Origin of the sequence: Neisseria subflava, from assembly GCF_005221305.1 — a bacterium.
In the GTDB taxonomy this organism is placed as follows: domain Bacteria; phylum Pseudomonadota; class Gammaproteobacteria; order Burkholderiales; family Neisseriaceae; genus Neisseria; species Neisseria subflava.
This window is the reverse complement of sequence record NZ_CP039887.1, coordinates 718,193-738,074: the sequence shown is the minus strand read 5'-3', so window position 1 is coordinate 738,074 and position 19,882 is coordinate 718,193. Positions and strand designations below refer to the sequence as shown.

22 protein-coding genes and 1 pseudogene are annotated in these 19,882 nt (G+C 47.8%); 17 read left to right on the top strand and 6 right to left on the bottom strand.

Annotated features, from left to right (window positions below):
• Positions 1 to 66: 66 nt before the first annotated feature.
• Positions 67 to 1,419 (bottom strand): polynucleotide adenylyltransferase PcnB, encoded by a 1,353-nt coding sequence (locus FAH66_RS03660; protein WP_137040724.1) that lies wholly within the window; start codon positions 1,417 to 1,419, stop codon positions 67 to 69.
• A 216-nt stretch (positions 1,420 to 1,635) separates the two neighbouring features.
• On the opposite strand from FAH66_RS03660, the gene FAH66_RS03655 reads away from it, so the two are divergent.
• The 5 genes from FAH66_RS03655 to FAH66_RS03635 all read left to right on the top strand — a co-directional run bounded on the left by FAH66_RS03655 (position 1,636) and on the right by FAH66_RS03635 (position 4,267).
• A complete protein-coding gene (locus FAH66_RS03655; RefSeq protein WP_003680728.1) occupies positions 1,636 to 1,821 on the top strand; it encodes a DUF3460 family protein in 186 nt (61 codons plus the stop codon).
• A 12-nt stretch (positions 1,822 to 1,833) separates the two neighbouring features.
• Complete coding sequence (locus tag FAH66_RS03650) at positions 1,834 to 2,502, top strand: class I SAM-dependent methyltransferase (protein WP_137040723.1); 669 nt, start codon at positions 1,834 to 1,836, stop codon at positions 2,500 to 2,502.
• Positions 2,503 to 2,516: 14 nt separating this feature from the next.
• Positions 2,517 to 3,272, top strand: a complete 756-nt coding sequence (locus tag FAH66_RS03645) for a tetratricopeptide repeat protein (RefSeq protein ID WP_137040722.1) — start codon at positions 2,517 to 2,519, stop codon at positions 3,270 to 3,272.
• 79 nt (positions 3,273 to 3,351) lie between these two features.
• Positions 3,352 to 3,837 carry a 5-(carboxyamino)imidazole ribonucleotide mutase gene (gene purE, locus FAH66_RS03640; RefSeq protein WP_003686478.1) on the top strand — a complete coding sequence of 162 codons (486 nt, stop codon included), beginning with the start codon at positions 3,352 to 3,354 and terminating at the stop codon, positions 3,835 to 3,837.
• A gap of 97 nt (positions 3,838 to 3,934) precedes the next feature.
• Positions 3,935 to 4,267: a hypothetical protein gene (locus FAH66_RS03635; protein ID WP_137040721.1), complete on the top strand. Its 333-nt coding sequence runs from the start codon at positions 3,935 to 3,937 to the stop codon at positions 4,265 to 4,267.
• Positions 4,268 to 4,349: 82 nt separating this feature from the next.
• On the opposite strand, the gene FAH66_RS03630 is transcribed toward FAH66_RS03635, so the two are convergent.
• Positions 4,350 to 6,143: a 2-isopropylmalate synthase gene (locus FAH66_RS03630; RefSeq protein ID WP_003686450.1), complete on the bottom strand. Its 1,794-nt coding sequence runs from the start codon at positions 6,141 to 6,143 to the stop codon at positions 4,350 to 4,352.
• A 226-nt stretch (positions 6,144 to 6,369) separates the two neighbouring features.
• Between FAH66_RS03630 and FAH66_RS03625 the strand changes: the two genes are divergently transcribed.
• Positions 6,370 to 7,485, top strand: coding sequence for a methyltransferase (locus FAH66_RS03625; protein ID WP_137040720.1), 1,116 nt, complete (start codon positions 6,370 to 6,372; stop codon positions 7,483 to 7,485).
• Between the two features lie 121 nt (positions 7,486 to 7,606).
• Here the strand turns inward: FAH66_RS03625 and bfr (FAH66_RS03620) are convergent, their stop codons facing one another.
• Both bfr (FAH66_RS03620) and bfr (FAH66_RS03615) read right to left on the bottom strand, forming a co-directional pair.
• Complete coding sequence (bfr, locus tag FAH66_RS03620; RefSeq protein ID WP_003686403.1) at positions 7,607 to 8,080, bottom strand: bacterioferritin; 474 nt, start codon at positions 8,078 to 8,080, stop codon at positions 7,607 to 7,609.
• Positions 8,081 to 8,109: 29 nt separating this feature from the next.
• Positions 8,110 to 8,574, bottom strand: coding sequence for a bacterioferritin (bfr, locus tag FAH66_RS03615; RefSeq protein WP_003686357.1), 465 nt, complete (start codon positions 8,572 to 8,574; stop codon positions 8,110 to 8,112).
• Between the two features lie 417 nt (positions 8,575 to 8,991).
• Here bfr (FAH66_RS03615) and typA point away from each other — a divergent pair, with 417 nt between their 5' ends.
• Positions 8,992 to 10,803 (top strand): translational GTPase TypA, encoded by a 1,812-nt coding sequence (gene typA / locus FAH66_RS03610; protein ID WP_070747910.1) that lies wholly within the window; start codon positions 8,992 to 8,994, stop codon positions 10,801 to 10,803.
• A gap of 101 nt (positions 10,804 to 10,904) precedes the next feature.
• Here typA and FAH66_RS03605 read toward each other — a convergent pair whose 3' ends face one another.
• Positions 10,905 to 11,861, bottom strand: a complete 957-nt coding sequence (locus tag FAH66_RS03605; RefSeq protein WP_137040719.1) for a cupin domain-containing protein — start codon at positions 11,859 to 11,861, stop codon at positions 10,905 to 10,907.
• A 128-nt stretch (positions 11,862 to 11,989) separates the two neighbouring features.
• Between FAH66_RS03605 and FAH66_RS03600 the strand changes: the two genes are divergently transcribed.
• Positions 11,990 to 12,325 carry a carboxymuconolactone decarboxylase family protein gene (locus FAH66_RS03600; RefSeq protein WP_003680742.1) on the top strand — a complete coding sequence of 112 codons (336 nt, stop codon included), beginning with the start codon at positions 11,990 to 11,992 and terminating at the stop codon, positions 12,323 to 12,325.
• A 112-nt stretch (positions 12,326 to 12,437) separates the two neighbouring features.
• A complete protein-coding gene (locus FAH66_RS03595; protein WP_137040718.1) occupies positions 12,438 to 12,806 on the top strand; it encodes a rhodanese-like domain-containing protein in 369 nt (122 codons plus the stop codon).
• 55 nt (positions 12,807 to 12,861) lie between these two features.
• Here FAH66_RS03595 and FAH66_RS03590 read toward each other — a convergent pair whose 3' ends face one another.
• The gene (locus FAH66_RS03590; protein WP_049329421.1) at positions 12,862 to 13,200 is read right to left on the bottom strand and encodes a cupin domain-containing protein; all 339 of its coding nucleotides are present in this window, start codon (positions 13,198 to 13,200) and stop codon (positions 12,862 to 12,864) included.
• A gap of 98 nt (positions 13,201 to 13,298) precedes the next feature.
• Here FAH66_RS03590 and surE point away from each other — a divergent pair, with 98 nt between their 5' ends.
• The 8 genes and pseudogenes from surE to htpX all read left to right on the top strand — a co-directional run bounded on the left by surE (position 13,299) and on the right by htpX (position 19,876).
• Complete coding sequence (gene surE, locus FAH66_RS03585; RefSeq protein ID WP_137040717.1) at positions 13,299 to 14,054, top strand: 5'/3'-nucleotidase SurE; 756 nt, start codon at positions 13,299 to 13,301, stop codon at positions 14,052 to 14,054.
• Positions 14,055 to 14,147: 93 nt separating this feature from the next.
• The gene (locus FAH66_RS03580) at positions 14,148 to 15,059 is read left to right on the top strand and encodes a peptidoglycan DD-metalloendopeptidase family protein (protein WP_003686291.1); all 912 of its coding nucleotides are present in this window, start codon (positions 14,148 to 14,150) and stop codon (positions 15,057 to 15,059) included.
• 78 nt (positions 15,060 to 15,137) lie between these two features.
• Positions 15,138 to 16,661: a phospholipase D family protein gene (locus FAH66_RS03575; RefSeq protein ID WP_137040716.1), complete on the top strand. Its 1,524-nt coding sequence runs from the start codon at positions 15,138 to 15,140 to the stop codon at positions 16,659 to 16,661.
• Positions 16,662 to 16,704: 43 nt separating this feature from the next.
• Positions 16,705 to 17,238: a C40 family peptidase gene (locus tag FAH66_RS03570; RefSeq protein ID WP_137040715.1), complete on the top strand. Its 534-nt coding sequence runs from the start codon at positions 16,705 to 16,707 to the stop codon at positions 17,236 to 17,238.
• Between the two features lie 29 nt (positions 17,239 to 17,267).
• Positions 17,268 to 17,363 (top strand): annotated as a pseudogene (locus FAH66_RS11205) (deaminase domain-containing protein); the annotation flags it as partial.
• A 4-nt stretch (positions 17,364 to 17,367) separates the two neighbouring features.
• Positions 17,368 to 17,751, top strand: coding sequence for a hypothetical protein (locus FAH66_RS03560; RefSeq protein ID WP_002219725.1), 384 nt, complete (start codon positions 17,368 to 17,370; stop codon positions 17,749 to 17,751).
• Between the two features lie 184 nt (positions 17,752 to 17,935).
• Positions 17,936 to 18,844, top strand: a complete 909-nt coding sequence (gene hemF / locus FAH66_RS03555) for an oxygen-dependent coproporphyrinogen oxidase (RefSeq protein ID WP_137040714.1) — start codon at positions 17,936 to 17,938, stop codon at positions 18,842 to 18,844.
• A gap of 192 nt (positions 18,845 to 19,036) precedes the next feature.
• Positions 19,037 to 19,876, top strand: a complete 840-nt coding sequence (gene htpX / locus FAH66_RS03550) for a protease HtpX (RefSeq protein ID WP_070633622.1) — start codon at positions 19,037 to 19,039, stop codon at positions 19,874 to 19,876.
• Positions 19,877 to 19,882: the final 6 nt, after the last annotated feature.

Sequence of the window (19,882 nt, the reverse complement as noted above, 5' to 3'; positions counted from 1 at the left end):
CCGTCTGAAAAACCAAATCTCAAAAGATTCAATGGTTTCAGACGGCCTTAAATTTATTTTGATAACTTATTCAGCCTCAGTGGTTTTCTTTTTCGGACGACGGCGGCGACGTTTGGGTTTTCCATCAGTTGATCCATTTTGTTTCTGACGTTTGTGATCATTGGTCGCAGTCATTTGCTGACGGGTTTCCTCATCGGCATGTTGGAAAGTTGTCCACCAAGAAGCCATCTCTTTATCAACCTCGCCAACCTCGCTACGCAAAATCAGGAAATCATAAGCGGCTCGGAAACGGGCTTGTGATAGCAGGCGATACAGGCGTGCGCCGCGCATATTGTCAAATTGCGGCTGAAATTGCCAGATTTCACGCATGGTTGCAGAAAATCGTTGCGGCACGCCCCAACCTTTCTCTACCGTATCCCGCATAGTGTTCATCGCATCCATCAATGCAGGGACTGATTTTTGTCCATTACTCAGATTTCGTTGCCACATAACATTTAGTGTCGGCCACAATACCGCCGCCAATACGAAACCAACGGAAACGGACTTATCCGCACGGATACGTTCGTCGGTATTTTTCAACGCCAACAGAATCATACGTTTATCGGCCGCTTCAGCAGTTTTCAAGGCATCTAAAAGCGGATGGATGCCTTCGGGAATGCCCAACTCGTTCAACCGTTTCAAACAGGCACGGGAATGACCAGAAAACAGGATTTTCAGAATTTCGTCAAAAAGACGGGCAACAGGCTCATTTTTCAGACGGCCTGCATATTCGGCAATCGGCAAAGCCGTTTGCTCTTCCACTTCAAAGCCCAACTTGCCCGATAAACGTACAGCGCGAAGAATACGGACAGGATCTTCCTGATAGCGTTCGGCAGGATCGCCTATCATCACCAATTTTTTATCGGCAACATCAGCCACGCCCTGATGGAAATCCCAAATTTCCTCTTTAATCGGGTCGTAATACAGCGCATTGCAAGTAAAGTCGCGCCGCATGGCATCTTCTTCAATACTGCCGTAAGTATTGTCCTTCATAATACGGCCTTGCGCATTTTGCTGAACCTTATCGCCACCGCGGAACGTCGTGACTTCAATGGTTTCAGGTCCGATCATCACATGAACGATTTGGAAACGGCGGCCGATAATGCGGCTGCGGCGGAATACTTTGCGGATTTGCTCCGGCGTGGCATCGGTTGCGATATCAAAGTCTTTGGGCTCAACCCCGAGCAACAAATCCCGAACGGCACCACCCACAACATAAGCCTGAAAACCGGCTTCATGCAGGCGTTTGGCAATTTTCTCCGCGGCAAAGCTCAACATATCCGCGCGGATACCGTGTTGCTCAAGCGGGATAATTTCCTTTTCAGGCAACGATTTGACGTGTTTTTTAGGCAACACTTTATGCAGCCATTTTTTTAACATAAGCAGCTCTTTTCACAATAAAAAAGGCCGTCTGAAACTTGTCTGGCTTAAGCCTTTGCACAATATTCTGCCGCAGAAGGGGCAAAACATTGAGCAAAGGCTTCAGACGGCCTAAAAAAGACGTGCCATTATACCTTATGGAAGTTCGATTAATTAGCGTATTGGCAAAAAATATCGGCTATAATGACGGTCTGACAACGATTCAGGCAGAACATCATGTACCACTACAAATCCGAAGCTACCCAATTCCTCGACAAACTCATGGAAGACAATCCCGAAATGGAAGCGCAACGCCTCGAAAACCGCCATTTGCTGTGGGATGTTACCCTCAATCCGACTGAACAGGCTGAATTTGAAGCGGCCAAAGTCAACAAAAAACCCTATACCTACTACCAAGACTAATCCCGTATCGGCATGACGACCAACACGCACAATACCGATCCGGCATTACAACATTACCTCAACAGCATCGGTCAATCCGAACATCCCGTTTTGACCGCATTGCGTGAGCGTACCCAATCACATCGTCTGGGAAAGATGGCCATAGCCCAAGAGCAGGCGGCCATGTTGGTGTGGCTAGCCAAATTATTGAATGCCAAAAAATATTTGGAAGTTGGCGTCTTTACCGGTTACAGCAGCACCGCCATGGCGCTTGCCCTCCCCGAAGACGGCAAAATCACGGCTTGCGACATCAATGTAACCTTTACCGATATTGCCCGCGAAACATGGCAGGCAGCAGGCGTAGCGCATAAAATCTCGCTTCATCTGCAACCGGCTTTACTGACTCTGGACGATTTGATTGCGCAAGGCGAATCGGAAAGCTACGACTTGGCACTTATCGATGCCGACAAACCGCCTACGCCGCAATATTTTGAACGCTGTTTGCAACTGGTACGGAGCGGCGGCGTGATTGCCATCGACAATATCTTGTTGGGTGGACGCGTCATGAATGAAGCTGCCGAAAACGATCCGCCCAGCTTGGATATCCTGCGCCATTTCAACCAAAATCTGCCGCACGATACACGCATTATTCCCATTACCCTGCCTGTCGGCGACGGTTTGACATTGCTACTAAAAAAATAAAACGACACAATCCGATGAGAACATTATCACATTCCCTGTTTCTTTTGCCGCTTACTCTATTAGCCGCATCATGCGCCGTTTCCCATCCTCCCCAACCTGCCGACAATCCTAACTTTGTCCTGCCGGATATTCCGCATGAGCCTTTGCATGAAAAAAGTATTCCCTATCCGCGTTTGGATGCACAAACCCAGATTGACCACTTGGGCATACAAATTGCCCGACTGGAACGCACGGTTGAAGAATTAAATCAACGCTTGCACACATTGGAACAACAACGAAACATCAAACGTCTAACTACTTCGGCTTCCAACCCCAAAGCCCAGCGATTAGACGACCGCAAGCTGAAAATGAACTATTTGGCCAATGGCGGCGGCGTGCCGTCTGAAACAGACTCAGCCGCACAAAACGAATTGCGCCTTTATAATCAGGCGCAAAAATACTATCAGCGTAACAACTTCTCTGCCGCAGTAGCCATTTTAAAAGAAGCTGACGGTGGCAACGGCAGCGAAATTGCCCGCCGCAATATGTACCTGCTCCTGCAAAGCCAACAACGTCTGGGCAACTGCGAATCCGTTATCGAAATCGGCAACCGCTACGCCAACCGATTCCGCAACAGCCCGCAAGCTCCTGATGCTATGTACAGCATCGGCCAGTGCCAATACAAACTGCAACAAAAAGACATCGCCCGCAGCACATGGCGCAAACTGATACAAAGCTTCCCCAACAGCGAAGCGGCAAAACGCGCTTCTATCAGCCTTAAACAAAGATAAACGTTCAGACGGCCTTGTCATCTCCAAGGCCGTCTGAATATTTTTTACCCTTAATCCATTCAAGCAAAAGGAACCCCTCATGATCCAAGTCGGCATTATTATGGGCAGCAACAGCGATTGGCCGGTGATGCAGCAGGCAGCACAATTTCTCAAAGAATTCGGCGTTGAATACGAAGCGCGTGTCGTCTCTGCACACCGTACGCCTGATTTGATGTTTGAATACGCCGAAACCGCCCGCGAACGCGGCATCAAAGCCATCATTGCCGGCGCAGGCGGCGCAGCGCATTTGCCGGGCATGGTCGCTGCCAAAACCACGGTTCCCGTTTTGGGCGTTCCCGTTCCCAGCAAATATCTGCGCGGCGAAGACTCCCTGCTTTCGATTGTGCAAATGCCCAAAGGCGTTCCTGTTGCCACATTTGCCATTGGCGAAGCCGGTGCGGCCAATGCAGCGCTATTTGCCATTTCACTTTTGGCCAACGAAAATCCTGAATTGGCTGAAAAACTGGCCGCTTTCCGTGCCAAACAAGAACAAACCGTTCTTGCCATGGAATTGCCTGAAGCATAACTGACAAAGGCCGTCTGAACACTTGTAAAGGGAAACTTTGATTTCGTTTTACAAGTGTTCAGACGGCCTTAGCCTTTTATCAAATTGAATTAATGCCATGAAAACCCTAGCATTCGTCCTACTCGCCACCCTGCTTTACGCCTGCCAAAACCCAAGCACTCCGGCTCAATCAACTGCCACCCCATCTCAACAACAAGCCCAAGATACAACCGGCAATCTGATTATCTTCTATAATGCCCAAACCGGTTCCGCCCCATTGCTAAAAGCAGTGAAAACCTCCGGCGCAACTTTGGTTTACGAATACAAAAACCTGCACGGCATTGCTATCCGTCCATCTTCCAAGACCAGTATTGAAGATGCTATTGCCTATTTCAAGAAAGTAAACGGCGTATTGTCTGTCGAACAAGACCGACTGCTTAAACTTCAATAAACAAACTATTTTTTGACCAAATAAAAAAGGCCGTCTGAAACGCATCACTACGATTTCAGACGGCCTTTACCTTTTCAATAAATTAAATCATGCCGCTGCCTTGCGCTTTAGGCTTGGCTTGACCGAATTCCAATTTGCTCAGTGCAGACAGATAAGCCTTGGCAGTCGCCACCAACACGTCGGTATCTGCGCCTTGACCGTTGACCACTCGATCGCCACGTTGCAGGCGGACAGAAGTTTCGCCTTGGCTTTCTGTACCTTGTGTCACCGCGTTGACAGAGTAAATCTGCAAGGTCGCGCCACTTTGAGCCACGCTTTCAATGGCTTTAAAGATCGCATCAACAGGGCCGGAGCCGGTAGCGGTAGCGTGTTTTTCTTCGCCGCGAATACTGAACACGATATTGGCACGAGGCTCTTCACCAGTTTCGGTGCTGATTTTTTGAGAGATGAATTTGTAGCTTTCAGCATTCAGGCTGCCCATTTCATCAGACACCAAAGCGTGCAAGTCTTCATCAAAGATTTCGCGTTTCTTATCCGCCAGCTCTTTGAAGCGTGCGAATGCCGCATTCAACGCCTCTTCGCTTTCCAACTCGATGCCTAAATCAGCCAGCTTGGTTTTGAAAGCATTACGGCCGGACAATTTGCCTAAAGTCAGGCGGTTGGTTGACCAGCCGACTGATTCGGCAGTCATGATTTCATAGGTTTCAGGGTGTTTCAACACGCCGTCTTGGTGGATGCCTGATTCGTGCGCAAAGGCGTTTGCGCCGACTACTGCTTTGTTTGGCTGAATCGGATAGCCGGTGATAGTAGATACCAGTTTGGAAACCGGCACAATTTGCGTGGTATCGATGCCGGTTTCCAAGCCAAACAAATCATGACGCACCTTCAACGCCATCACGATTTCTTCAAGGCTGGCATTGCCTGCGCGTTCTCCCAAACCGTTGATGGTACATTCCACCTGACGCACACCTGCCTGAACAGCAGCTAATGAGTTAGCAACCGCCATACCCAAGTCATTATGGCAGTGGGTCGACCAAACTACTTTGTCGCCATTGGGAACGCTTTTGATGATGTTGCTGATACGCTCGTACCATACGGAAGGGATGGAGTAGCCGACAGTATCGGGAATGTTGATAGTAGTCGCCCCCGCTTCGATAACCGCCGTAAAGATTTTGGCAAGGAAGTCCAAATCCGAACGCACTGCGTCTTCGGCAGAAAATTCCACATCGTCAGTGTATTCTTTGGCAATTTTCACCGCTTTGACCGCCGCATCGATGACCTGCTGCGGCTTCATTTTCAGTTTGTGCTCCATGTGGATCGGGCTGGTAGCGATAAAAGTGTGAATACGTTTATTTGGAGCGGGGGAAACAGCTTCGCCTGCTTTGCGCACATCGTTTTCAACGGCACGCGCCAATGAGCAAACTGTAGATTTGGTAATAATTTTGGCAATCGCATTAACCGATTCAAAATCGCCCGGACTGGCTGCTGCAAAACCTGCCTCAATCACATCGACACCCATCTTTTCCAACTGACGGGCAATACGGATTTTCTCCTCTTTGGTCATGGATGCACCGGGCGACTGCTCGCCATCGCGCATGGTAGTGTCAAAAATAATTACACGATTGGTCTGTGTCATTTCTGTTCTCTCCAGAGATTCGTTTTTTTGTAAAAAAGCATTCAAATCAAGCGGTCTGCCTTGCGCTTCCGCCAAAGCGGTCAGTTTTTGCAACTGAGCCAAAGGCAGGGAACCGCGTGTACGCCATTTGTAGATAGCCGCTGTGGTCGCAGCATTTTCCGGGTCGTGCTGTTTCAGGGCTTCGGCCAGCGCGTTTACGCCGCCAAAATAGGCAACCAAACGGTCAATGTCTAATTGCATGATGTTCCTTGTCCAAATCCGATTAAGATTATTGTGTTCTGGTTTTGCATTATACTCATTTTAGACAAAACGACAATCTATTTTTATCAAAATATCAGATCAAATTTTAAAATTTAAGAATTTTTTATACATTTTGTCTAATTTAGACTATTAAAAGCTCCTCTCAAACCGAACACATCCTAAATATAGTAAACTAATCCCCTATTTCCCCGATTTGAAACACATTATGTCCCACCCCATCCCTACCAACCGCTCCGACATCGAATGGCGCAACGAAAGCACACAAAAACCGCCCAAGCAGGCGGTTTACATCCAAGAAGCAGGCGCAGCAGAAATTTTAAAAAATGCCCACGCGCAAACTGCAACTGTTTGGACTGGCGATTTTCACAATGTCAAGCAAGTCTTGGCCGCAATGAAAAAATGTATCCGCAGGCCGTCTGAAAAAAAGAAAGGCGCACCTGCCGATATTCAGACGGCCTTTCACGCCCACCGTATGAAACAGGCTCAGCAAAGCCGTTTGCTCAATATGCTTGCCGTTGAAATCCAACCGAATTTTCAACTGGACAATGCACGCGCACCCGACATCTACGCCGCTCTGCGCGATGTTTACGATACACCAAACGACAAGCCGTTTCTCTTACCGCTGAATCAATTACTGGGCTTTATCGGTGCGCACGAGTGGCACAAAAAAGGTATAGACATTCCGCAGCTAGACGGAAAAATCCATGTTCCTTTCGGCGTATTCTCTCCACTGCGTGGCGAATATTTGGATTTAATCGCCCAAGCACCACTCGCTCCCAATATTCAGACGGCCTTTGACATCGGCACCGGCTCAGGCGTGATTGCCGCAATTTTGGCCAAACGAGGCATATCTAACATCATTGCCACAGACACCAACCCCAAAGCAATTGCCTGCGCCACAGCAAACCTCAAACGCCTAGGCTTGAATAAAGCTGTCAATATCCAATCGATTGATTTATTTCCAAAAAGTTGCGCCGACCTTATCGTCTGCAATCCGCCTTGGCTGCCGGCAAAACCGACCTCCGCCATCGAGACTGCTCTTTACGACCCCAATCATGCCATGCTGACTGCGTTCCTCAACGGCGTACGTCATCACTTAAATCCAAACGGCGAAGCCTGGCTGATTATTTCCGACTTGGCAGAACACTTGCATTTGCGCGATAAAGACTTTTTACAACAATGCTTTCAGACGGCCTCACTCAATGTAGTCGATATTCTAAAAACCAAACCGCAACACAAAAAAGCAATAGATGAATCCGATCCTTTAGCGTTTGCCAGAAACAAGGAAACCACTTATCTATACCGTTTGAAAGCGATATAAAATCAAGGCCGTCTGAACATTCAGACGGCCTTAAAGCATTTCCATAAAAGAAAACGGCATATCCGTAAAGATATGCCGTTGATGGGAGCAGGGACTGCTATATTTGGCAGTGGTTTGTGTTTTAGTCCTCTTGCGCCGCTGTTTGCAGGTAGTTTGGCAAACCAACTTTGCCAATCAATTCCTGCTGAGTTTCAAGCCAGTCGATGTGTTCTTCGTTGATGTCTTTTTGTTTTTCCAACAAATCACGGCTGACGTAGTCTTGTTGTTCTTCTGCAAGAGCGATGGCTGCAACCAGAGCATCATGTTTTTCATACTCTTTTTTCAGATCGCAGGCAATGATTTCTTCGGTAGATTCACCGATCAACAGTTTACCCAACTCTTGCAGATTAGGCAGGCCTTCCAAGAACAAAATACGCTCGATCAAATCGTCTGCGGATTTCATTTCGCGGATGGATTGTTTGAAGAAGTGTTCGCCCAATTCTTCAAAGCCCCAGTTTTTCAAAATGCGGGCATGCAGGAAGTATTGGTTGATGGTAACCAAGAGCAAGCCCAAGTTTTTATTCAATTCGCGGATAACTAAGCGATCGCCTTTCATTTTCAGCTCCTTATACGTTATACGCTAGACTACAGTTGGCTTTGGTAGTAGTTGCCTTCGCCGACCAATTCGATCAGACGCAGTTGTTGTTCCAACCAGTGAGCGTGATCTTCTTCAGTGTCTTTCAGTTGGGCAACCATCAAATCGCGGGTAACATAGTCTTGAGCTTCTTCGCACAATTTGATGCCTTTTTTCAGTGCATCGCGTACTTCGTATTCAGTGTTCAAGTCTGCTTTCAGGCAGGAAATTACGTCAGTACCGATGTTCAGTTCGGCACGGGTCATTTTAGGAGTACCGCCCAACATCAGGATACGACGGATGAAGTCTTCGGCGTGAGTGGTTTCTTCTTCCATCTCATGGTTCAGACGTTCGAACAGTTTGGTGTAACCCCATTCAGAGTACATGCGAGAGTGGATAAAATATTGGTCGCGAGCAGCCAACTCGCCAGACAATAATTCGTTCATGTAATCAATAACTGCTTGGTTGCCTTGCATAATTCTTTCTCTTTCTTTTAAAAGTTGACGATCACGAAATGAAGATTCGTGTGTTGTTATGGAATGACGTAATTGTATGCACAAGCAGCACTTTTGACAAATTTTCTATTTAAAATACAAACAATTATCAAAAAATTTAACCCGCCTAAAAGGCCGTATGAAAAATTAATCCCCTGTTTTTAATAACAATTTTTTGACATTGGTATTAAGAATCCATTGCATTATTCAAAAACATTTACATTCGTTAACCATAAATAAAAGCAAATAATCCAACAAAATCAATCAAATTTAATTATGAATTATTCTCAACTGCTTTTGCCTCATTTTTTTGAATCTTCTACTCGGTCAATACTTAGGAATCGTGCTATAATTACCAGTTATCTTTTTTAAGCACCTAGCTGAAACACATAAATCATCATGAAACAAATCCGCAATATTGCCATCATCGCCCACGTCGACCATGGCAAAACCACATTAGTTGACCAATTGCTGCGTCAGTCCGGTACATTCCGTTCCAACCAGCAAGTAGAAGAGCGCGTAATGGACAGCAACGATCTTGAAAAAGAGCGCGGCATTACCATTCTCGCTAAAAATACTGCCATCGAATACGAAGGCTACCACATCAACATCGTAGATACTCCGGGACACGCCGATTTTGGTGGCGAAGTGGAACGTGTATTGGGCATGGTTGACTGCGTCGTACTGTTGGTTGACGCACAAGAAGGCCCTATGCCGCAAACCCGTTTCGTGACCAAAAAAGCCTTGGCTTTGGGTCTGAAACCTATCGTTGTCATCAACAAAATCGACAAACCGTCTGCCCGTCCAAGCTGGGTTATCGACCAAACATTCGAATTGTTCGATAACTTGGGCGCAACTGACGAACAATTGGACTTCCCTATCGTCTATGCTTCCGGCCTATCCGGCTTTGCCAAATTGGATGAAAACGACGAGAGCAGCGATATGCGCCCTCTGTTCGAGACCATTTTGAAACACACGCCTCCTCCAAGCGGCAATGCAGACGCAACACTGCAACTTCAAATTTCCCAACTGGACTACGACAACTACACCGGTCGCCTCGGTATCGGCCGCATCCTGAACGGCCGCATCAAACCCGGTCAAGTCGTTGCCGTTATGAACCATGAAGAACAAGTTGCACAAGGCCGTATCAACCAGCTTTTGGGTTTCCAAGGCTTGGAACGCGTACCTTTGGAAGAAGCTGAAGCCGGCGACATCGTGATTATTTCCGGTATCGAAGACATCGGTATCGGCGTAACCATTACCGACAAAGACAATCCTAAAGGCTTGCCTATGTTGAGTGTAGACGAGCCGACCCTGACCATGGACTTTATGGTCAATACTTCTCCTTTGGCCGGTACTGAAGGCAAATTCGTGACTTCCCGCCAAATCCGCGACCGCCTGCAAAAAGAATTGCTGACCAACGTTGCCCTGCGTGTTGAAGATACTGCCGACGCTGATGTATTCCGCGTTTCCGGCCGTGGCGAATTACACCTAACCATTTTGTTGGAAAACATGCGCCGCGAAGGCTTTGAATTGGCAGTCGGCAAACCGCGCGTGGTATTCCGTGAAATCAATGGCCAAAAATGCGAGCCTTACGAAAACCTGACCGTGGACGTACCGGATGAAAACCAAGGAGCCGTTATGGAAGAACTTGGCCGTCGCCGTGGCGAATTGACCAATATGGAAAGCGACGGCAATGGCCGTACCCGTCTGGAGTACCACATTCCTGCCCGCGGCCTGATCGGTTTCCAAGGCGAATTCCTGACCTTGACCCGCGGTACCGGCTTGATGAGCCACGTTTTTGACGACTACGCACCGGTTAAACCCGATATGCCCGGCCGTCACAACGGCGTACTGGTTTCTCAAGAGCAAGGTGAAGCCGTTGCTTACGCCCTGTGGAACTTGGAAGACCGCGGCCGTATGTTCATTTCTCCAAACGACAAAGTCTACGAAGGTATGATTATCGGTATTCACAGCCGCGACAACGACTTGGTGGTAAATCCTCTGAAAGGTAAAAAACTGACCAACGTTCGTGCCAGCGGTACAGATGAAGCCGTGCGCCTGACTACACCGATCAAATTGACTTTGGAAGGTGCGGTTGAGTTCATCGACGATGACGAACTGGTTGAAATTACACCACAATCCATCCGCCTGCGTAAACGCTACCTGAGCGAATTGGAACGTCGCCGTCATTTCAAAAAACTGGACTAATTCTGTTTGATTGATACGTTTTAAAATTAAGGCCGTCTGAAAAGTGTTTTAGAAATCTTAGATTTCATTTTTACACTTTCAGACGGCCTTTTATCATCTGTTCAAATAAAGTAAATCGGCATTTCTTCCGCTTGTACTGCCGCTTCATCAGTACGATCATTCTTACGATATTGCCCCGGCGATATCCCATATTGCTTTTTGAATGCCTTGCCGAAATGCGTTTCCGATTGAAAACCGACCGAGAGCGCAACCGATAAAACCGAATCCGCCGTCTGTTTCAACAATAATGCCCCTTGCTGCAAGCGGATACTGTTTACAAAGGCATGAGGGCTTGTTCCCGTCTGCTGCTTAAATACCCGCATCAACTGGGCGCGAGATAAGTTGGCTATCGCGGTCATTTTCTCGATATTCCATTCCTCTTCCGGCTTATCCACTACTGCCTGAAGCAGATTCCGTAGGCGTTTGTCCTGCCAACCATTCAGCAAACCGCTTAATTGCGCTTCCCCATTTTTCTCCAGGCTGGCTCGAAGTAGAAATATCAACAACACCGAAGCCAATGCGTTCACAACCGCTACCGAGCCGGACAAAGCCTGACCGCTCTCATACTGCAATAACGCCACTAAATACTGCAAAGAAGGATGGTTGATATTCAGCAAAACCGTATCAGGCAGCCCCGCCATAATATCCGCCTGCACTTCATATTCAAACCGCGCGCAGAAAAGATGCAAAGCCGCATCGCCTCCTGCATGACTCTGCTTGACTTTAAATACGCCTTTTTCACTCGTCAGCACGTTGACACCGAGATTTTCACAACTGCTATCGCTGCTCAAAGTATGCCCTACGCTGCGCGGGAAAAAAATGACATCCCCAGCACTCAGCAGCCTGGACTCTTGCTCCCCATCAATTCGGATATAACCCGAACCGGCAGTTACGATATGCACCAAACCATGCGCACGCTTTGGTTCATGCCGCACATACCATTCCCCCTGAAACAGGCATTGAACATCCACACTGCCTTTTACCTGTGCCAATTCGACCAGCCTATCCAAAATATCCATAGTGTTTTTTACCAATAAATGAGATGTTTTGACGATTTAAATCTTCCAATTATTGCAATAATACACGCACCAAACACAAACGGATAGGATTTTTTATCTTATCCACTCACATTAAGAAAGGACATATCATGTTTAAAGACTGGCCTGAACATACCGCCTTGGTAAAAAAATCATTCGGTGAACTGGGTAAAAACCATCCTAAAATGCTGCAAGCCTACGGTGCACTGGATCAAGCAGCCGCTGCCGAAGCACTGGATGCCAAAACACGCGAACTGATCGCCATTGCCGTTGCCATTACCACACGTTGCGAAAGCTGCATCAGCGTGCATGCCGCCGCCGCCGCCAAAGCAGGTGCAACCGAAAGCGAAATCGCCGGCGCATTGGCCACCGCTATCGCCCTGAATGCAGGTGCCGCTTATACCTACGCTTTGCGCGCTTTGGAAGCAGTAGAAACCCAACGCTAATCGGTTTGTAAAATCAGGCCGTCTGAAAGCCTACTCCCCTTTCAGACGGCCTGATGAAATGCTAAACTGATAAAGTTATCATATTGTTTTCTATCTAATAGGAGATTGAACCATGAAGAAACTGCTGACCGCCGTACTTTTTGCCGCCGCTATTGCCACTCCTTTGGCCGCTTCCGCAGCCTCTATGCCTAAGGTTGAAAAAAGCGCGGCACAACCTGCAAAAGCAAAAGGCGTTTGGATTGATGTCCGCTCTGCTGAAGAATTTAAAGAAGGCCATTTGCAAGGTGCGCTCAATATTCCGCATGACCAAATCGTTGACCGTATCAAATCTGTCAGCCCGGATAAAAATGCGCCGGTAAACCTCTACTGCCGCAGCGGCCGCCGTGCAGAAGCCGCGCTGACCGGGCTGAAAAAAGCCGGCTACACCAACGTAACCAACCATGGCGGTTATGAAGACTTGGTGAAAAAAGGTTTGAAATAAACCTAGTTGATTTTAAAAAGGCCGTCTGAAACTTTTCAGACGGCCTTTTTTGCCATTACAGACAGCAACTTCCAAATCTCAAACGTTTGCTGAGACCTGTTTCGTGAATTAATTGTTTGATAACCAAAATATTGGTGTTATCGGCCAACGCGCGAATGCTGTGTGCTTCCATCGGCTCAAGACGGATAACTTGCAAGCCTTCGGTTTGCAAAACTTCGTCCACCGTTTTGATTTCGGCTTTGCCGTTTAAAACCAAAAGCAAAATAATCGCATCCGCCTCATAGGCCGGAATTTCATTATCCTTCTGCAGTGAAAGCTGAACAATCTCCTGATTGCCGTCTGAAGCAATCACGCCGCCCAATAAAGCTTTGGGGTCTAACTCATAATGTTTCATTATTATCCTTTCCGCCCAAACGTTGCCGATTCGTGGACAATCGCTTAAGCAAACCAGTACAATACCTCCCATCTTACCGATAGACACAATATTGTCACATGAACATATTAATCTCAAACGACGATGGTTATCTTGCGCCCGGTTTGGCTGTTTTGGCAAGAGTGTGCGCAGAATTTGCCAATGTCAGGGTGGTTGCGCCCGAACGCGATCGCAGCGGCGTCAGCAATTCCCTGACTTTAGACCGTCCTTTACAACTGAAACAGGCGGAAAACGGGTTTTACTATGTTAACGGTACTCCTACCGACTGCATTCATGTCGGCCAGCATTTCCTCGCTGATTTCAAACCCGACTTAGTCTTGTCCGGCATTAACAACGGTGCGAACATGGGCGACGATACGCTTTATTCCGGTACGGTTGCCGCCGCGACGGAAGCCTACCTGATGGGCATTCCTGCCATTGCTTTCTCACTTGCCGATTCCAGCGGCCGTTATTGGGAAACCGCGGAAAAAGCCGCTTGGATACTGCTTTCCTACTTTCTCAAACGCCCTATTTCCGAACCCATCTTATGGAATATCAATATCCCTGCCGTCGCGCCTGAAGATATCCAAGGCATAAAAATTACACGGCTCGGCCGTCGTCATCATGAACAAAGCATTGTTCCCATGTATAATCCACGTGGCGAACAAATTTATTGGATTGGGCCGGTCGGCGATGTTTCCGACAGCGAAGAAGGTACCGACTTTGGCGAATGCGCGTCCGGCTTCATCACGATTACCCCCCTGCAAGTCGATTTGACTGCCTACGGACAAATGGAGCAAACCACTTCCTTTTGGTCAGAAATCCCTGCGCCTTAACAGTCCCTAACAGCCGAACACTTGAGAATCAAGCATATTTTTATTATGATATGCTCCGACGAGAACAATTACCCGAATACGAAAGTCATTAACATGTTGAAAAAAAGTGTATCTTATGCCGGATCGGCAGCTTTGGTTTTATTACTTGCAGCCTGTGCCAGCCAACAACCGGCTCCTGTAGTCGTCGGCACACAAAGCGGTGGTTCAACAACAAGCTCTACCGCTGACAATCCTTACGGTGCAGCGCCTTACAATACCAACACCAGCCCAGCGGCAGATGCTCCATACACTCCACCGGCAAGTACACCTGCTCCAACATACAACAGTGGCAGCACCGGCACTTACACGCCTTCTTATGCGCCTGTTGATATTAATGCAGCGACACATACTGTTGTTCGTGGTGATACCGTTTACAACATCTCCAAACGCTACAACATTACCCAAGACAATCTGCGTGCATGGAATAACCTAGCCGACAACACCATCAGCATTGGTCAAACCCTGCGCGTGAAACCTGAAGGCTACGTTGCACCTGCAGCTTCTGCAAGCAAACCTTCTACTCCAACAACGACAACCACTGCTCCAACCCCAAGCACTCCTGCTAATACACCAACCGTGTCTACCGGCAGCAGCCGCAACGTCAGCGGCATCACATGGCAGCGTCCGACTACCGGTAACGTTATCGCCAACTTCGGCGGCAGCAACAAAGGCGTAGATATCGCCGGTACGCAAGGCCAGCCGGTTGTTGCAGCGGCAGACGGTAAAGTCGTTTACGCAGGCTCAGGCTTGCGCGGTTACGGCAACTTGGTCATCATCCAACACAACTCCTCATTCTTGAGCGCATACGGCCACAACCAACGCCTGCTGGTTAATGAAAACCAAACCGTTAAACGCGGTCAAACCATTGCGCACATGGGTAATACCGATGCATCTCGTACCCAGTTGCACTTTGAAATCCGCCAAAACGGCAAACCGGTCAATCCGGCAAATTATGTTGCCTTCTAAGCTGATTCAAGCAACCTAATTTCAATTCAATCCCTACCTAAATGTCATTTAGGTAGGGATTGTTTGTACCGGTTTCCCATGAAATTTCATCTTCCCTTTCTTTATGCCCTGCTATTGGGCGGTTGCGCCGCGTTTTTGCCATCATTGGACGAACGCACCCAAAGCAGTTATCTTGACATACCTGCAACCCCACGGCTGGACAGCGCATTAGGCATTCCTTCTACGTCCTCCAAGACCGATGTTTCCCATATCTATCTGCTGAACGATGCCCATGAAGCCTTTGTCGCCCGTGCAGCCCTGATTGAATCCGCCGACCATACCCTCGATTTGCAATACTATATCTGGCACAACGACATATCCGGCAAGCTTCTGTTCAACCTGATTCATCGCGCGGCCGAACGCGGCGTCCGTGTGCGTTTGCTTCTGGACGACAACAACACCAACGGCATGGATGATCTCCTGCTGGCACTCGACAATCATCCCAATATCGAAGTACGTCTGTTTAATCCCTTTATTTTCAGAAAATGGCGTGCACTCGGCTACGTTGCCGACTTTCCGCGACTCAACCGCCGAATGCACAACAAATCGTTTACCGCCGACAACCGTGCCACCATTTTGGGCGGACGCAATATCGGCGACGAATATTTTAAGGTTAACGACGATACCATCTTTGCCGACCTCGATATCCTCGCCACAGGCCGCGTCGTAACCGAAGTTTCCCAAGATTTCGACCGCTATTGGGCAAGCCACTCCGCCTACAACGCAACCAGCATCATCAAACGGGGAAATCTGCAAAAAGGATTGGCAGAGCTCAATTACACCGACCAAGATAAAAACCAAACGCTCATCCGCTATCGTCAAAGCATCGAACACTCCAACCTCTATCAAAAAATGCAGAGCAACCTTATGGAGTGGCAAAGCGTCAGCACACGCCTGATCAGCGATGACCCGGCCAAAGGCTTAGACCGCGACCGGCACAAACCGCCTATTTCCGAACGCCTGCAAGACGCCCTCAAGCAACCTGAAAAAAGCGTTTACCTTGTCTCCCCTTATTTTGTACCCACAAAATCGGGAGTTAAGGCCATAGAAAAGCTGATTCACAACGGCGTGGACGTTACCGTCCTGACCAACTCCCTCCAGGCGACCGACGTTGCCGCCGTCCATTCCGGCTACGTCAAATACCGCAAGCCCTTACTTAAAGCCGGGGTTAAACTATACGAACTCCAACCCAACCACGCCGTTCCTACCTCCAAAGACCGCGGCTTAACTGGTAGCTCAGCCACCAGCTTGCACGCCAAAACATTCATCGTGGACGAAAAACGTATTTTCATCGGCTCATTCAACCTCGACCCACGCTCCGCACGCCTCAATACCGAAATGGGCGTCGTCATCGAAAGCCCCGAAATCGCAGGCCAAATGCAGCGCACACTCGTAACGACCACCCCAAGCTACGCCTATCAGGTAACGCTTGGCAATTACAACAAACTATACTGGTATGACCCAAGCGAAAAACGAACTTACGCACACGAGCCCGAAGCCAAATTCTGGAAACGGATGACTTCAAAAATCCTGTCCATCCTACCCATAGAAGGATTATTATAGAGGCCGTCTGAAAACAGAAATCATGCGGCCGGAGGAATTCACCATGTCTCGACTCATCTGCAAAACCCTATTTGTTTGTACCGCCAGCCTATTGTTGGCCTCCTGCGGCACTACCGGCAAACACAAATCCCACAAGCCGCAAACAGCCGCCAGAAAAGTCCAACCTGTCCTCATTTCCCATATCGACCACACCCAAGGTTCGCAGGAATTGATGCTTCACAGCCTAGGCCTGATCGGTACACCCTACAAATGGGGCGGCAGCACCACATCCACAGGCTTTGACTGCAGCGGCATGATCCAATTCGTCTATAAAAACGCCCTCAACGTCAATCTGCCACGCACCGCGCGCGATATGGCCGCAGCCAGCCGAAAAATTCCCGACGGCAAATTAAAAGCCGGCGATCTTGTCTTTTTCAACACCGGCGGCGCACACAAATATTCCCATGTCGGCCTCTACATCGGCAATGGCGAATTTATCCACGCCCCCAGCAGCGGTAAAACCATCAAAACCGAAAAACTTTCCACTCCGTTCTACGCAAAAAACTATTTGGGCGCACATACTTTTTTTACTGAATAAATCAAGGCCGTCTGAAAGGTATCGCAATATCATCATTAAAGACCTGTCAATCTTGCAGCAATGTTATTTTAGAGTTTAGAAATCGCTATCCAAATATTCAATTAAATATTTTTACAGGAAAATAGAATCATGGAAAAAATAAAAAATTATATAGAATTCAAGAAATTATTTAAAAATATAACGGAAAAATTTGTCAGAGATTTAGATATAACATTAATTGAAGCAGCTGAATATTCTATAATTGAATTCGAAATTTATTTATCTGAATATCCGGAAGATAGTACATTTATTTTTACAGCATGGGCAATCTATCTGTTAGAAAATAACTGTCTCAATGAAAGAGGAAAAGATAATTTTTTCATCGCGGAAATGAAAAAATGTTATCAACAAACTAATTTGGATAGAATAAAATCTATCTATTCTTCGAGTGACTATCATATTTTTGCTAAGGATGTAAACAAGATTCAACAAACATTTAAATTAAATCTTGCCAATATCATGCAGCAAGAGTAGCAACTGTATTTTTAACCCCGTAATACCTTTCAATCTATTGCCGATGAGTAACGCTTGATTGCAAGATACGCCCATGCAAAAATTTACCCATAATAAAGAAACAGAAAAATAACAATTAGTTTCAACAACTTAAATCATATTCTGCCCTGTCATTTTGCAAATACGAATCCATCAAGGATATATCATGCACACAGAATCCGTTCTAACCCTCCTCAAAACCCTGCAAAACCAAATCTGCGCCGCGCTGGAGCAAGAAGATGGCGAAGCCAAATTTGTGCATGAAGCATGGACGGGGAAACTGGGCATCGGCGAAACCCGCGTATTGAAAAACGGCACAGTATTCGAGCAGGCAGGTGTGAATTTTTCGCATGTAAAGGGAACAAAAATGCCGGCTTCTGCCACGGCCCATCGTCCGGAATTAACAGGCGCGGCGTTTGAAGCCATGGGCGTGTCGCTGGTCATTCATCCGAAAAATCCTTATGTTCCGACCAGCCATGCCAATGTGCGCTTTTTTATTGCCTATCCTGAAAATGCCGAGCCGGTTTGGTGGTTTGGCGGCGGCTTTGATTTGACGCCGTTTTATCCTTTTGAAGAAGATATCGTGCATTGGCACACAGTGGCTCGGGACGTATGCGCGCCATTTGGCGAATCGGTTTATCCTGAATTCAAACAATGGTGTGACGAATATTTCTATTTGAAACACCGTAACGAAACACGCGGCGTGGGCGGCCTGTTTTTTGACGATTTAAACCGCTGGGATTTCGATACCTGCTTGAATTTTATCAAGGCAGTCGGAGAAGGCTATATCGCAGCGTATCTGCCGATTGTGGCCAAACGCAAAAATACACCTTATGGAGAACGTGAACGAGATTTCCAACTCTACCGTCGCGGGCGCTATGTCGAATTTAACTTGGTTTGGGACAGAGGCACGCTGTTCGGCCTGCAAAGCGGCGGCCGTACGGAAAGCATTTTGATGTCCATGCCGCCTTTGGTACGCTTTGAGTATCAATATGTGCCGGAAGAAGGTTCTCCAGAAGCCGCATTAAATCAATTTTTAGTAGCGCGAGACTGGCTGAAAGAATTCGGAAAATAATATCTGTTTGCAATACAGGCCGTCTGAAAAGCTGTTTTTAACCATCAATACTGCTTTTTCAGACGGCCTTTGCTTCAATTGCTTTGAATTTGCATACCTTTGCCTATTGCGCTGTTTCATCTCTATAGAGTTTTTGAGACAATGCGCCCATATAAAAATCACCTCACAAACCACACTAAAAAGGAATAATCGGTGAAACGCATTTTCTTATTTATCGCAACCAATATCGCAGTTCTGGTTGTCATCCGTGTTATTTTGGCCATCTTGGGCATCAACAGTACCGACCAAGTCGGCAGCCTGTTGGCTTATTCCGCCGTCGTCGGCTTCAGCGGCTCGATTGTCTCCCTGCTGATGTCGAAAACCATCGCCAAACATTCGGTCGGCGCCGTCGTCATAGACCAGCCCCAAAGCGAAGAAGAAGCTTGGCTGTTGGCAACTGTTGAAGCGCAAGCCCGCCAATGGAATCTGAAAACGCCGGAAGTAGCCATTTACGACTCTCCTGAGCCTAACGCCTTTGCAACCGGCGCGACCAAAAACAGCTCGCTCGTCGCTGTCAGCACCGGCCTGCTCGACCACATGACCCGCGATGAAGTCGAAGCCGTTTTAGCGCATGAAATGGCGCACGTCGGCAACGGCGATATGGTAACGCTGACACTGATTCAAGGTATTGTGAATACTTTTGTCGTCTTCTTGGCGCGTATCGTTTCCAGCATGGTGGCGCGCAACAATGACGGCAGCACTTCGCAAGGTACATATTTCATGGTCAGCATGGTATTGCAGATCGTATTCGGCTTTCTCGCCAGCATCATCGTGATGTGGTTCAGCCGCCAACGCGAATACCGCGCCGATGCGGGTGCTGCAAAACTGGTGGGCGCGCCGAAAATGATTGCTGCCCTGCAACGCTTAAAAGGCAGCACCAGCGATCTGCCGCAAACCATGACCGCAATGGGCATTGCCAGCGAAGCCAAAGACTCTTGGTTCAGCACCCATCCTTCTTTGGACAACCGCATCAGCCGTTTGAAAAACCGCTAATCAAAA

Bases quoted from the DNA above. Each gene is read 5' to 3' on its own strand.
- FAH66_RS03660 (WP_137040724.1), bottom strand. From the start codon at position 1,419: ATGTTAAAAAAATGGCTGCATAAAGTGTTGCCTAAAAAACACGTCAAA.
- FAH66_RS03655 (WP_003680728.1), top strand. From the start codon at position 1,636: ATGTACCACTACAAATCCGAAGCTACCCAATTCCTCGACAAACTCATG.
- FAH66_RS03650 (WP_137040723.1), top strand. From the start codon at position 1,834: ATGACGACCAACACGCACAATACCGATCCGGCATTACAACATTACCTC.
- FAH66_RS03645 (WP_137040722.1), top strand. From the start codon at position 2,517: ATGAGAACATTATCACATTCCCTGTTTCTTTTGCCGCTTACTCTATTA.
- purE (WP_003686478.1), top strand. From the start codon at position 3,352: ATGATCCAAGTCGGCATTATTATGGGCAGCAACAGCGATTGGCCGGTG.
- FAH66_RS03635 (WP_137040721.1), top strand. From the start codon at position 3,935: ATGAAAACCCTAGCATTCGTCCTACTCGCCACCCTGCTTTACGCCTGC.
- FAH66_RS03630 (WP_003686450.1), bottom strand. From the start codon at position 6,143: ATGCAATTAGACATTGACCGTTTGGTTGCCTATTTTGGCGGCGTAAAC.
- FAH66_RS03625 (WP_137040720.1), top strand. From the start codon at position 6,370: ATGTCCCACCCCATCCCTACCAACCGCTCCGACATCGAATGGCGCAAC.
- bfr (WP_003686403.1), bottom strand. From the start codon at position 8,080: ATGAAAGGCGATCGCTTAGTTATCCGCGAATTGAATAAAAACTTGGGC.
- bfr (WP_003686357.1), bottom strand. From the start codon at position 8,574: ATGCAAGGCAACCAAGCAGTTATTGATTACATGAACGAATTATTGTCT.
- typA (WP_070747910.1), top strand. From the start codon at position 8,992: ATGAAACAAATCCGCAATATTGCCATCATCGCCCACGTCGACCATGGC.
- FAH66_RS03605 (WP_137040719.1), bottom strand. From the start codon at position 11,861: ATGGATATTTTGGATAGGCTGGTCGAATTGGCACAGGTAAAAGGCAGT.
- FAH66_RS03600 (WP_003680742.1), top strand. From the start codon at position 11,990: ATGTTTAAAGACTGGCCTGAACATACCGCCTTGGTAAAAAAATCATTC.
- FAH66_RS03595 (WP_137040718.1), top strand. From the start codon at position 12,438: ATGAAGAAACTGCTGACCGCCGTACTTTTTGCCGCCGCTATTGCCACT.
- FAH66_RS03590 (WP_049329421.1), bottom strand. From the start codon at position 13,200: ATGAAACATTATGAGTTAGACCCCAAAGCTTTATTGGGCGGCGTGATT.
- surE (WP_137040717.1), top strand. From the start codon at position 13,299: ATGAACATATTAATCTCAAACGACGATGGTTATCTTGCGCCCGGTTTG.
- FAH66_RS03580 (WP_003686291.1), top strand. From the start codon at position 14,148: ATGTTGAAAAAAAGTGTATCTTATGCCGGATCGGCAGCTTTGGTTTTA.
- FAH66_RS03575 (WP_137040716.1), top strand. From the start codon at position 15,138: ATGAAATTTCATCTTCCCTTTCTTTATGCCCTGCTATTGGGCGGTTGC.
- FAH66_RS03570 (WP_137040715.1), top strand. From the start codon at position 16,705: ATGTCTCGACTCATCTGCAAAACCCTATTTGTTTGTACCGCCAGCCTA.
- FAH66_RS03560 (WP_002219725.1), top strand. From the start codon at position 17,368: ATGGAAAAAATAAAAAATTATATAGAATTCAAGAAATTATTTAAAAAT.
- hemF (WP_137040714.1), top strand. From the start codon at position 17,936: ATGCACACAGAATCCGTTCTAACCCTCCTCAAAACCCTGCAAAACCAA.